This is a genomic window from Terrisphaera buseokensis, from assembly GCF_047521145.2.
GTDB lineage: Bacteria > Verrucomicrobiota > Verrucomicrobiia > Opitutales > Opitutaceae > ER46.
The window spans coordinates 3,712,183-3,724,725 of record NZ_CM134186.1 but is presented as its reverse complement, the minus strand read 5'-3'; the positions used below and the strand labels follow the sequence as shown (position 1 = coordinate 3,724,725).

General features: G+C 65.8%; 6 protein-coding genes. 3 read left to right on the top strand and 3 right to left on the bottom strand.

Annotated features, from left to right (window positions below; all coding sequences use genetic code 11):
• Window positions 1-65: 65 nt before the first annotated feature.
• Window positions 66-1,460, top strand: coding sequence for an outer membrane protein assembly factor BamB family protein (locus ACLJEU_RS13945; RefSeq protein WP_457795210.1), 1,395 nt, complete (start codon window positions 66-68; stop codon window positions 1,458-1,460).
• A 147-nt stretch (window positions 1,461-1,607) separates the two neighbouring features.
• On the top strand, window positions 1,608-2,894 hold the full coding sequence (locus tag ACLJEU_RS13940) for a PQQ-binding-like beta-propeller repeat protein (protein ID WP_414661842.1): 1,287 nt from the start codon (window positions 1,608-1,610) through the stop codon (window positions 2,892-2,894).
• 68 nt (window positions 2,895-2,962) lie between these two features.
• On the opposite strand, the gene ACLJEU_RS13935 is transcribed toward ACLJEU_RS13940, so the two are convergent.
• The 3 genes from ACLJEU_RS13935 to ACLJEU_RS13925 all read right to left on the bottom strand — a co-directional run bounded on the left by ACLJEU_RS13935 (window position 2,963) and on the right by ACLJEU_RS13925 (window position 8,683).
• On the bottom strand, window positions 2,963-3,844 hold the full coding sequence (locus ACLJEU_RS13935; RefSeq protein WP_414661843.1) for a sugar phosphate isomerase/epimerase family protein: 882 nt from the start codon (window positions 3,842-3,844) through the stop codon (window positions 2,963-2,965).
• Window positions 3,845-3,863: 19 nt separating this feature from the next.
• Window positions 3,864-5,447 carry a sulfatase family protein gene (locus tag ACLJEU_RS13930; protein ID WP_414661844.1) on the bottom strand — a complete coding sequence of 528 codons (1,584 nt, stop codon included), beginning with the start codon at window positions 5,445-5,447 and terminating at the stop codon, window positions 3,864-3,866.
• Between the two features lie 176 nt (window positions 5,448-5,623).
• The gene (locus tag ACLJEU_RS13925) at window positions 5,624-8,683 is read right to left on the bottom strand and encodes a TonB-dependent receptor domain-containing protein (protein ID WP_414661845.1); all 3,060 of its coding nucleotides are present in this window, start codon (window positions 8,681-8,683) and stop codon (window positions 5,624-5,626) included.
• 205 nt (window positions 8,684-8,888) lie between these two features.
• Here ACLJEU_RS13925 and ACLJEU_RS13920 point away from each other — a divergent pair, with 205 nt between their 5' ends.
• The gene (locus ACLJEU_RS13920; protein WP_414661846.1) at window positions 8,889-12,458 is read left to right on the top strand and encodes a PVC-type heme-binding CxxCH protein; all 3,570 of its coding nucleotides are present in this window, start codon (window positions 8,889-8,891) and stop codon (window positions 12,456-12,458) included.
• Window positions 12,459-12,543 lie beyond the last annotated feature (85 nt).

The following is a 12,543-nucleotide window of genomic DNA, read 5'->3' as shown; positions in this document are numbered from 1 at the left end:
TCCTACCGAAGGCGACCGAGGGCGGTCGCGGTCCCGGGCAGTCCCTATCTATCTGCGTGGCCGTCGTGTGGCTCACCACCTCGGCTCTCTTCGGCACCCCGCCCAACTGGCCCCAGTTCCGCGGCGTGGACGGCGCAGGCGTGGCGGCAGCCAGCGCCAAACCGCCGGTAAAGATCGGTCCCACGGAGAACGTCCGCTGGAGCGTGCCGGTGCCTTGGTCGCCATCGTCCCCGTGTGTCTGGGGCGATCGAATTTTCCTTACCACGTTCGACGCCGGCCAACTCGAAGTGCGCTGCTATGATCGCGGGGACGGCAAGCTCCGCTGGACGCAGCACCTGAAGCCCGAGGGCATCGAGGAGTTTCACAACGCCGATGGCAGCCCGGCGGCCTCGACGCCAGCGACCGACGGTCGTCACGTAGTGACTTACTTCGGCTCGTTCGGCCTGCTCTGCCATGATTTCGAGGGCAGGGAAGTGTGGCGGCGTCCCCTGGCGCTGGCCCAGAGCGGCGGCAAGTTCGGTTCTGGCACTTCGCCGGTGATCGTGGGCAACCGCGTGTTGCTGAATCGCGATCAGTATCAGGATTCGTCGCTGCTCGCGCTCGACCTGCTGACCGGAGCAATCGCCTGGGAAACACCGCGGCCCGAGGCCGCCGGAAGTTTTGGCACCCCGGTGATCTGGCGGAGCGACGGCGAGGATCAGATCGTGCTCGGTGGTTCGGCCCAGTTGAAAGGCTATGCATTTCAATCCGGTGCGGAGCGCTGGGTGATCAACGGTGTGACCAACACGGTGTGCACCACGCCGGTGATCGGCGACGGTCGCTTGTTCTTCGCCGCGTGGTCGCCGGGCCAGTCGGATGCGCCGCGGCAGCCGTGGGAGAAATTTCTCGAGGCCAACGACAAGAACCGCGACGGCGTGGTGGACTTGGCCGAGTTGGATCCGCGGCGGCGCGATTATCTGCGCGGGATGGACCGCAATCGCGATGGCAAGTTCACACCGGAGGATTGGGAATTGCTGAAGATCACCGATGCGAAGGCGGAGAATGTTCTCGTCGCGGTGAACCCTGGCGGCCGCGGCAATATTTCCGAAACGCACGTGGCGTGGAAGTACCGGAAGGGTCTGCCGTATGTCGCGTCGCCCCTGTTTTACGAAGGGCGCATCTATATCCTGCGCGACGGCGGCCTGCTGTCGTCCCTCGATCCCAAGACGGGCGAGCCGTTCTACGCGCAGGAGCGCATCGGCGCGACGGGCAGTTACTATGCGTCACCGGTGGCCGCTGACGGACGGATCTACGTCGCGTCGCTGCCGGGAAAACTCACCGTGCTCAAAGCTGGCGGCGCCAAGCCTGAGATTCTGCACCAGGTTGATTTCGGCGCGCGCATTCTGGCCACGCCCGCGCTGGTGGAGGACGCAATCTACGTGCGGACGGCGACGCACCTGTGGGCCTTCGGCGGCAACTGAAAGACGATCTGCGCTCGGCCCGTCCAGTTGGCATTGCCTTTCGGTCCGCTCCTTCGCTGGAGTAACGGGACGATGATACGGTGTGATTCTTCGCTGCCCCGCCGGAGTCCAACCCGATGGAACGCCCTCTGGCGTCTGGGCGCCACGTTGCTTGCGTCCGAGTCGCTCGCCTGGGCTGCCGCGCCGGGCGGGCCGGCTGCGCTGATTGCGTCGACCGAGCCGGGCTGGCCGCAGTTTCGCGGGCCGCGGCGTGACGGCGTCAGTGACGAACGCGGCCTGCTGCCGTCGTGGCCGGAGGCCGGACCGAAGGAACTGTGGTCTGCCAAAGGCGTGGGGCGCGGTTTCTCGGCGCCGATCATCGCGGATGGCAGGCTCTTCATCGCGGGCGACTTTGCCGAGGAGGTGCGCGTGCTGGCGTTCGATCTGCAGGGCAAACCGCTGTGGCAGTCGCCCAACGGCCGCTCGTGGATGAAACAGTATCCCGGTGCGCGCGCGTCGGTGACCTACAGCGCCGGCCGGGTTTATCACTACAGCGGCCAGGGCCGTCTGGCGTGCTTCGAGGCCGCGTCCGGGCGGGAAGTGTGGGCCGTCGATGTGCTGACTCGCTTTCGCGGCGAAAATCTCACGTGGGGATTGAGCGAGTGCGTCGTCGTCGATGAGGGCGCGGTCTATGTCACCGCGGGCGGCAGAGACGCGCTGGTGGTCGCGTTCGACAAAGTTACGGGCAAGGTCCGGTGGCAGAGCGAACCGTTGTTCGATGCAGAAGGCGACGGCTCGCTTGAAACCGCCGGCTATGGTTCGCCGATCCTGGTGCAGTTCGCCGGCCGCCGGTTGCTGATTGGCAGCACCCTGCGGTATTTGATTTGTACGGACGCCGCGACCGGGAAGCTGCAGTGGAAAAAGCGGCGCCCGACTTCATATTCCGTGCAGGCGATGATGCCCGTGCTCGTCGGCGACGCGGTGTTCATGTCCGCGCCCTACGGCCCGCCGGGCCGGCTCTATCGGCTGTTGGCGCCTTCGACTCCGGGCGGCGACATCGGCGTGGAGGAAACGTGGTCGACGAAGCTCGACACGTGCCAGGGCGGCGTCGTGCACGTGGCCGGACGCCTCTACGGCTCGTACTATCCCGGTCGCAAAGGCTGGGCTGCGCTCGATGCCGCGACGGGCGAGGTGGTGTACGAGATGGCGGACTACGTCAAAGGCGCCGTGCTCGCGGCCGACCAGAGGCTTTATGCGCTGTCCGAGGACGGCTGGATGCTGCTGCTCGAGCCCGGGGCGTCACAGTTTGAAGTGAAGGGGAAGTTCCGCCTCGCCGAGGCGCGCGCGAAAGATGCCTGGGCGCACCCGGTGATTCACGACGGCCGGCTGTATCTGCGTTATCATGACACGCTGTGGTGTTATGAGGTCAGGGCGGAGACGGACAGGAGACGGTAGACAGGCGACAGGAGACGGGCGACAGGCGACGGGGGCCGGAGACGCGTGGAGCGTCGTGACGGGCGAGGCTATTTCGCGGCGGCCAGTTGGGCGCGGATGAAGGCGACGCCGGCACGGACGAAGGCGTCACCGTCGGGGCAGACATCCTGGAAGATGCCCCGCCGGCAGCCGAAGTCGCCGGTGGCGGGACCGGTGTTGTAGCCTTCGAGGCCGATGTAGGCGCAGGGCGAATCGCGCAGCGCGGAGAAGATCCGGGGCCACGGGACGAGGCCGCCGCCGGGCACGCCGCGGTCGTTCTCGCAGGCGTGCAAGCCCCACAGCCGCTCGCCGGCGGTCTTGATCGCCGCGCCGAAATCGCGGACCTCGGTGATCGCGTGGTACGTGTCGATCAGGATGCGGAGGTTCGGTGCGCCGCCGGCGAGTTCAATCAGGCGCAGCGCCTGCGCGGGCGTGTTGACGACGTGCGAACGGAAGCGGCTCATCGGCTCGATCACGAGCATCACGCCGCGGGAGCGGGCGTATTCGGCGAGTTGATGCAGGCCCTCGGCCGTGCGCGGCAGTTCGTCCGCGGGCGGGCGGCGGCGCAGGACCTTGCCCGGCCGGCCGTAGAGCGCGCCGGCGTAGGCGACCGCGCCGAGCTCCGCGGTCTGGTCGATGATGTGGCGGTGAAACCCGAGTGCGGCGCGGCGGTTTTCCGGGAGATCGTCTGAGAGGTCGGCGCCGTCGGGCCAGGCTCCGCCCGGGCCGACCAGCAGTCCGAGACCCGCGGCCTCGGCGGCGCGACTGGTCAGGGCGGGCTTGAACGGCACGTCGAGGCCGACGGATAACTCCAGCATGTCGAGTCCGAGCCCGCGGGCGCGGTCGATCAGGCCAAGCTCGGAGTCTGACCAGCGCTCAATCCAGAGGTAGATATGCGCGCCGAGTTTCACCGGGCGTTCAGGGACGGGCATGCGACAGAGCGGCCGGCGATCAGGGTTTGGCGGCGGCGATGGCGTCCCTGACCGACTTGAATCCGAGCTTCGGCACATCGCGGGGCGCATCGACGCCGTCCTTCGGAATCACATCGGCGAACTGGCCGGTGTCGCCCAGCTCTTTCTGCAGCCGGACAATTTCGCGCTTCAACTCGGCCAGCTTCGCCGCCTGCGCGGGATCGCCGGCGAGGTTCTTCTGTTCCGTCGGATCGCGCACGAGGTCGTACAGTTCCCAGGCGTCCTTCTTCCAGTAATGGATTAATTTGTGCGTGGCGGTCCGGACACCGTAGTGCGCGCGCGTGTTGTGGTGGCCCGGATCGTGATAGTAGCGATAGTAGACCGAAGTGCGCCAGGCCGCGGGTTTCTCACCGCGCAGCAGCGGCACCAGGGAGCGGCCGTGCATGTCGGCGGGAATCTTTACGCCGGCGAGTTCCAGGAACGTCGGCGCGAAGTCGGCGTTGAGCGCGAAGAGATCGGTGACGGCGCCGGCCTTGATGCCGGGACCGCGTGCGAGCAGCGGAATGTGCAGGCCCGGCTCGTACATGAAGCGCTTGTCGTACAGGCCCAAGTCGCCGAGGTACCAGCCGTTGTCCGAGCTGTAGATCACGATGGTGTTCTGTGCGAGGCCGGTGCGGTCGAGGTAGTCGAGCACTTCGCCGACGCTGTCGTCCACGCCCTGCACACACGCGAGATAGTCCTGCATGTAGCGTTGATATTTCCACTGCACCAGCTCGCGGCCGGTGAGAACTTTCTTCGTGCCGGCCTTCTGCGTTACCTCGAGCTCCATCGGCTTCGCGTTCAACCACTGCTGACGCTGCGGACCGGGCGGCAGATCGGCGGGCGGCTCGAGTTTCAAATCGCGGCGGGTCAAATCGCGCGCGACCGTCTGCTGATTTTCGGGCAGGGCGGCCGGACGCGTGGCGTAGTCGTCCCAGAGCGTGGCGGGCTCGGGAATCACGCGATCCTTGAAGAGCGCCTTGTTCTTCGCGTCCGGTTCCCAGGCGCGGTGCGGGGCCTTTTGATGCAGCATCAGGAAGAACGGCTTGTCCTTCGGCCGCGTATCCAGGAACTCGAGTCCGAGCTTGGTCGTGATTTCAGTGGTGTGCCCCTTGACGTTCACGCGGCCGTGCGGCGTCAGGAAATCCGGATCATTATAGATGCCCTGCCCGGGCAGGACGATCCAACGATCGAAGCCGGTGGGATCGCTGCCGAGATGCCACTTGCCGATCATCCCCGTGTGATAGCCGGCCGCCTGGAGCAATTTCGCGACGGTCTGCTGGGCGCCGTCGAACACGTTGAACACCGGCGTGCCGTTGGCGTGGGAGTACTTGCCGGTGAGCACCACGGCGCGGCTCGGCGTGCAGATTGAATTGGTGACAAACGCGTGGTTGAACTTGATGCCGCCCTGGGCAAGGCGATCGAGATGCGGCGTCTGGTTTACCTTTGAGCCGTACGCGCTGATCGCGTGCTGGGCGTGGTCATCCGAGAAGATGAAGACGATGTTCGGACGGTTCGCCGGAGCGGCATGTGCCAGATGCAGCGCACCATGGGCGACGAGGGCTAAGGCCAGCAGGTATTTCATGGGGAGGGGAGAAGCGAAGAGCGTGAGCGGAACGGCGCAACGTCAAATGCGGCCGCCGGCGAACGTACGCGAGCGCGTCGGGGCCAAGACTGCGGCGATTCCGGATGAATCGTGGCTGCGAGCGCCAGCGAGTGGCGGCCAGGCCACTCGCGGGCGCTCGCAGCCACAGTCGAAACCTAGAACCGGCCCCGCACGCCGAGCGTCCACACGGCGCCGTAGAGTTGGTTGATGCGCAGCAGTCCGGGCTCGTTCACGTAGCCGCGAATCGGCGAGTTCAGGATGTTGCGGCCGCTGAGCGTGAGTTCGTAGGTCTGGTTGAATTTGAAACCGCCGCTCACATCGAACATGATGCGCTCATACTGCCACTGCGTTTGCGTCGCCGCGATCGAGGTCAGCCGCGCCGACGCCCACGTGGAACGGACCTGGAGATTGAACTTGTAGTTGCTGAAGCGAATGCCGCCGTTGACGGCCTTCGGCACGACGTTCACGACGCGGGTGTCGGGTGACGCACGCGAGATTGATCCGAAAACACTGAAGCCGCGGGCGAAGCCGGGCAGGAACACGAGCTGCTGGCTGTACTCGACCTCGGTGCCCTTGATCTTGCGGATGCCGTCGAGATTGGTCGGACGCAGAAAGATGTAGCCGGTGTATTCGGGATCGTCGGCGTAGCCGGCGTCCTCGGCCGAGATCTGCGTGTTGCTCACGCCCATGTTTTTCACGTCGAGCTGGTACGCCGAAACGCTCAACGTGCCCGCGGGTTCGATATAGTACTGCACGCTCGCGTAGTACTTGTTCGAGGTCTCGGGCTTCAGATCGGGGTTGGGCAGACTGACCGTCTGGTTCGTGTCGTTGATCGCGATGGCACCGGCGAGGTTGTTGTAGTCCGGCCGGCCGATCGACTGGTTGGCAGCGAGCTGCACATGCAGCTTCGGCGTGACGGCGTACTTCGCGCCGCCGCTGAAGAACGTGTTCTCGTAGCCGCCGTATTTGTTGAAGCGTTGGAAATTTCGATACTGGTAGGCGACAAAGGGGATGGTGTTCGCCGTGTAGCCCGCCGCGCGGACGAGTGCGTTCGGAATGAGGTCGAAGGTGCGACCGACGGTGCGGGTGCGTTCCTGACGCACGCCGATGTTCAGCCGCAGGCGCTCCCAGCGCGTGTTGAACTCGACGTACTGCGCATCGACCTGCTCCTTGACCGCGCGGCCGCTGGTGTTCAGCACGGTGTAGTTGCCGAGGTCGTTTTCGACGAAGTATTCCGGGTGGGCCTTGAACTCGTTGTACATCGCCGTCGTGTTCGGAATCGGGAAATTCAGCTTCGAGATGTTGTCGCCCTGCTTGGGATCGAAGAGTCCCGGGTAGGTGTGTGCGGTCATCACCGTGGTCGGGCTCAGTTGGTTGCCCGCGGGGCCGACATACGTCCACGTGAGCGAGCCGGTGCGCGCCAGATCGTAGGTGGTGAGGCGCGTCTTGACGCCGGCCTGCACCGTGATCGGCAGGAAGAGGTTGAACGTCTTCTTCGCGTCGAGATAGCCGAGGAACACCTGGCTCTGGCCGCTGCGCTCGGCGGTGCCGATGTTGTTGGGGTTCGTGTCGACGCGATTGTAGTTGGCCAGATTGCTCCAGTCCGGGCCGGAGGTCTGGGTCAGCTGCCAGTCGGTCGACGTCGGGCTGCTCCGGGTCGCGCTCCAGCCCATGCGCGTGACGCGGTTGACGGCGCTGGTGAGGTAACCGCTGCGGCGGTCCTCGTAATGCGTCTTGCTGCGGGAGTAACCGCCGCTGGCCGTGATTTGCAGATCGCCCTGCTTGTATTCGAGTTTCGGCGTGTAGGTGATCGTGTCGTTCCACTTGTGACTGTGGCCGATGTTGTGATCGAAGCGCGTGTTCGCGTTCGCGGTGGGTTGGGCGATCAGCCGGGTGAGCGTTGAGCTCGGATCGATCTGCGCCGTGGCCGCGCGGAAGTTGAGCGTGCGCGCGTTGATCTCATCGTTGAAATGCGAGCCGGCGGTGCGCAGCGCGAAGACGAGGCCGGGGGCGATCTTGTAGTCGAGATTGAGGCCGATCGCGGCGCGCGTCGTGATCTTCGGATTGTCGCGGAAGGTGAGAAGATTGACCACCGGACCGCGGGCGGGCAGGGACGTGTCGATCGTCTGGGTGAGGCCGGCCTGCTCGTTGAAGAGGCTGTTGCCCGACAGGCTGAGTTGGACGCCGAAGCGACCGCCAAAGGACTCCGCGTAACTGAGGATGGCACCCGAGCGGATCTTGCGGTGATTGCCGTCGCCGGGGCTCGGCGTGCGGCGCGTGGTGAGTTCGTAAGGACTCGCGGTGAGGCTGGCCTGCACGATGATCTCGCGGCCCTTGCGCTCGAACGCGTTCTTGCTGCGGAGATTCATCGTTCCCGCCGGAGCGTCGGCGTCCATGCTGGCGGTCAGCGTCTTGTTGAGCTCGATCGATTCGATGCTCGTAATCGAGGCCTGCTCGAATTCGAACTGACGCGACGTGCCGCCGAACGTCGCCGACGCCGCGCTCGCCATGCGCATGCCGTCGACGCTCACGCCGGCGTATTTCGGATCGAGCCCGCTGATGCGCACCGCGCGGGCGTCGGCGTCGACGTAATCCATGACGACGCCGGGCATGTACTTCATGAACTCGCCGATGTTGCCGCCGGTGACGTCGCCGAAGTTGTCCGAGGCCACGACGCTCTTCATGTTGAGCGCCGCGCGTTGTTCCATGATCGCCTTGGCGTTGCCCTCGCGCTCGCTCGACACCTCGAATTTTCCCAGCATCAGCACGTCGCTGGCCTTGGCCGCGCCCGGTGCCGTGCCCGGCCGGTAAACGGCGCCCTTCAGCTCGAAATCGCGCGTGGCGGTCTGGCCCGCGGCGACGGACAGGCGGGCCGTGGCCGACTCGTATCCAGTATACGTTACGCTGAGGCTCACCTCACCGGCCGGTACATTCGTCAGCACATACGAGCCGTCCGACTCCGAGTAGGTGGTGAGCGTGGAGCCCGTGACGGTGATCTCCGCGCTACGCACGTATTCCTGCGTGGCGGGATTGAAGATGCGGCCGGTGATGCGACCCGTGGCGGCGCCCTGAGCCAACAACGCCGGCGCTGCGGTCGTGAGCACGGCCACGAGGGCGGCGAGAAAAGCAGAAACACCCCGGAGGCCGGGATGAAACAGACGACGACGGTGATTCAGGAGCACGGAGAGCCGGTCCGAACAGGGAGTGGTGGTCATACGCGGGCGGGGTAGCGGGAAGCGTGCAAACTGAATTGAGTTTTGCACTTCTAAACACGAATGAACGTCGCACTTCCGTGCGCGTGGCGACGAAGCGCTTGTGTTCACGGGGCCGGTGCCGGAAAAAGTCGCGCTCCGCCCTCAATGCCTCGAGTGCTCAGCGCGGTCCATTTCCCGCGTACGCTGCGAACGCCGAACCCCCTTCATGAAATCGTTCCTCCTTCTCGCCGCTTTGCTGCTGGCTGGTGTGCCGCCGGCCTTCTCCGCCGATTGGAAACCGGTGCAGGTGCCCGGCGCGCAACCGGAGGCGGAGTTCGGCGCGAACGGCGTCGCGTGGTATCGGACGTGGGTGAAGGTCCACGACAGCTTCTTCACGAAGCATGAACGGAATCTGTTCGAGGAGTCGGTCGGCGTGAACATTCGTGATCTGGCCGGGGCGCACGAGGTGTGGATGAACGGAAAAAAGATCGGCACCGGCGGCGCGTTTCCACCGGCCTATCGCAGCGGCCGCACTGCCATTCACCGCCACAAGGTGCCCGTCGGCACGCTGCGCAAGGGCGAATGGAACGAACTCGCCATCCGCGTCTATCAACCCGCGGGCGCCGGCCCGGGGGGCTTTCTCGGCGACGCACCCTTCATCATGAATTATTTCATGGAGTGTGTCTTCGAGGGGCCGTGGGAGTTTCGCGCCGGGGAAGACTACACGCCGGGGCCGGCCGTGACGGTGAAGCCGCTCGTGACGGCCTTTGAAACCTTTCGCGAATCGAATCGCGTGCTCGGTCGCGCAACGCAGGTGCCGGGGCCGCGCCTCTCGCCGGAGGAGGCCGCGCGGACGATGGCGCCGGCGCCGGACTTGAAGGTGGAGATGGTGCTGCACGAGCCGCAGATCGCCCAGCCGTTTCATTTCAGCTTCGACGAGCGCGGCCGGCTCTGGGTCACGCAGTCGCGCCAGTACCCGTATCCGGCGGGGCTCACGATGCTGAGCCGCGACAAGTATTACCGCGCGCACTACGACAAGGTGCCGCCGGCGCCGCCGAATCATGATCGCGGCATGGACGTGATCTCGATCCACGAATCGACGAAGGGCGACGGCGTCTACGATCGGCACCGCGTGTTCGTGGACGGCCTCAACATGGCCAACGCCGCCGTGCGGGGCCGCGGCGGCGTCTGGGTGATGCACACGCCGTATCTCCTGTTTTATCCGGATCGGAACAACGACGACGTGCCCGACGGCCCGCCCGAAGTGCGGCTCGCGGGCTTCGGTTTGGAGGACACGCATTCGGTGGCGAACGGTCTCGTGTGGGGGCCTGACGGCTGGCTCTACGGCGGGCAGGGCAGCACGACCTCAAGTCGCGTCACGCGCCCGGGACTCGATCCCGCCAACGCCCCGGGCGTCTACTTCGAAGGCTGCATGGTGTGGCGGTATCATCCCGAGACGCACGCCTACGAGATTTTTGCCGAGGGCAGTGGCAACACGTTCGGCCTCGAGGTCGACGCGCAGGGCCGGCTTTACTCGGGGCACAACGGCGGCAACACCCGCGGCTGGCACTATGTACAGGGCGGGTTCTATCTCATGCAGGGCGTGGATCCGGGCAAGTTCGGGCCGCCGCGCAACCCGTACGCCTTCGGTGAACTGCCGATGATGGCGACGAAGGATCCCGTCGTCCGCTTCACCCACTTCGGTGCGTTCGCGGAAGGCACCGCGTGGCCGGCGCAGTATGCCGGGCGGCTCTTCGCCCTCGATCCGTTGCACAACGTTGTCCTGACGAGCGAACGGGTGCCCAGCGGCTCGACGTTCACCACGGTGGATCGCGGGCCGGCGTTGCGCAGTTCGGATCCCGCGTTTCGGCCGGTCTACATCGCGAATGCTCCGGACGGCTCGCTCTTCGTGAGCGACATGTACGAGTTCTACATCGCGCACGGTCAGCATTATCAAAACCAGATCGACACGACCACCGGCCGCATCTTCCGGCTCAGCGGCGCGAACGCGGTGTTGGAGAAGGACGTCAACCTGGCCGCCAAGTCGACGGCCCAACTGGTGGCGTTGCTCTCGCATCCGAACAAGTGGCACCGTCACACCGCCGTGCGCATCCTCGGTGAACGCAAGGATCCCGCGGCCGCCGCGGCGCTGCGTCAGGTCATCGCGGAGAACCGCGACCTTGGCGCGCTGAATGCGTTGTGGGCGCTGCACCAGTCGACCGGCCTCGACGAGGCGACGGCGCGCGGGGCCCTGAGTCACGCGTATCCAGCAGTTCGATTCTGGGCGGCACGTCTGCTCGGTGACGAATGGGGCCTGCACCGCAATCTCGGCGCCGGCCAACACGCGCGTGCGATTGAAAGCCGCCCGACGGGCGTGATGCCTGCGCCGCTGTTCGACGCCCTGCTCGCGCAGGCACGAGCTGAAACAGATCCCGAGGCGCTTTCGCAATACGCCTCGACCGCGCGCCGCTTGAACGCCCCGCAGGCGCTGCCGCTGGTGGCCGCGGTGCTCAGTCACGCGGACGCCGTGCGCGACGCCTACATCCCGCTGCTGTGCTGGTGGGTGTTCGAAGCCCACATCCCGGCGTCGAACGCCGCGGTGCTCGAACTCTTCAAGTCGCCCGCGCTCTGGGATGAACCGATGGTGCTCGAACACATCCTGCCGCGGCTCGCGCGACGCTATGCCGTCGAGGGCAAACGCCAGGATCTGTTGTTGTGTGCGCAGCTGTTCGAACGCGCGCCGTCGTCCCGGCATGCCGCGCAATTGATGAAGGGCCTCGAGGAGGCGTTTCGCGGTCGACCCATGACCGGTTTGCCCGAGGAGCTGGTCGCCGGGATCAAGGCGTCGGGTCAGGCGCCGCTGGTGTTTCGCCTGAAGCAGGGTGACGCCGCCGCAGTGAAGGAGGCGATTGCGACGCTGCAGGACGCGAAGGCCCGGGCCGACGATCGGCTGCGCTATGTGCGCGCGTTTGGCGAGGTGCGCGAACCGACCGCCGTGCCGGCGCTGCTCGCCGTGGCACGGAGCAACGGCGCAGAGGAACTGCGCAAGGCGGCGCTGACGTCGTTGTCAGCGTACCCGGACGACGCGATAGGCATCGAACTTGCCGCGCTGCTGCCGACGTTGAAAGGCAGCGTCCAGACTGCGGCGTTCACCGTGCTCGCGAGCCGCGGCAGCTGGAGTCAGCGCCTGCTGGACGTCGTCGAGCGCGGACAGGTGCTGGCGTCGAGCGTGCCGGAGGATGTCGCGGGCCGACTGCGGCAGAGTCGGGAACAAGATGTGCGCGCGCTGGCCGCGCGGTTGCTGCCGGAGCGCAAGCCGGTGGGTGGCGCGTATCAGGAAAAAATCGACGCCGTGGGCGCGATCCTGAAGGGCGGTCCGGGCAATCCGTACGCGGGCGAGGCGACGTTCACCGCCCGCTGTGCAAGCTGTCACAAGTTGTTTTTCAAAGGCGGGAACGTCGGTCCCGATCTGACGCCGTACCAACGCGACAACCTGGGCACGATGCTGCTCAGTATCATCAATCCGAATGCGGAGATCCGCGAAGGCTACCAGTATTACTCCGTGGAGACCACGGATGGTCGCTCGCTGAGCGGCTTCCTGGTCGATCGCGACAATCAGGTGGCGGTCCTGCGCGGGCTGGGTGGAGAGAACATCACGCTCCGCGCCGCGGAGATGAAGGAGCTGAAGCCGATGGGCCAAAGCCTCATGCCGTCCGGCTTGCTCGACGGCCTCAGTGATCAGGAGCTGCGCGACCTGTTTGCCTACATGCGGATCTCGCAACCGATTTCGCGATGAGGCTTCTTTCAGCCGCCCCGGGAGCGCAGGCATCCCGCCTGCTTCGATCCGATGCCGGCCGGAGGCCGGCGCTCCCACTCGCGCC

What these genes read in the sequence shown, in the direction of transcription:
- ACLJEU_RS13925 (WP_414661845.1), bottom strand. Translation starts at nt 8,683, where the DNA reads ATGACCACCACTCCCTGTTCGGACCGGCTCTCCGTGCTCCTGAATCAC.
- ACLJEU_RS13930 (WP_414661844.1), bottom strand. Translation starts at nt 5,447, where the DNA reads ATGAAATACCTGCTGGCCTTAGCCCTCGTCGCCCATGGTGCGCTGCAT.
- ACLJEU_RS13935 (WP_414661843.1), bottom strand. Translation starts at nt 3,844, where the DNA reads ATGCCCGTCCCTGAACGCCCGGTGAAACTCGGCGCGCATATCTACCTC.
- ACLJEU_RS13920 (WP_414661846.1), top strand. Translation starts at nt 8,889, where the DNA reads ATGAAATCGTTCCTCCTTCTCGCCGCTTTGCTGCTGGCTGGTGTGCCG.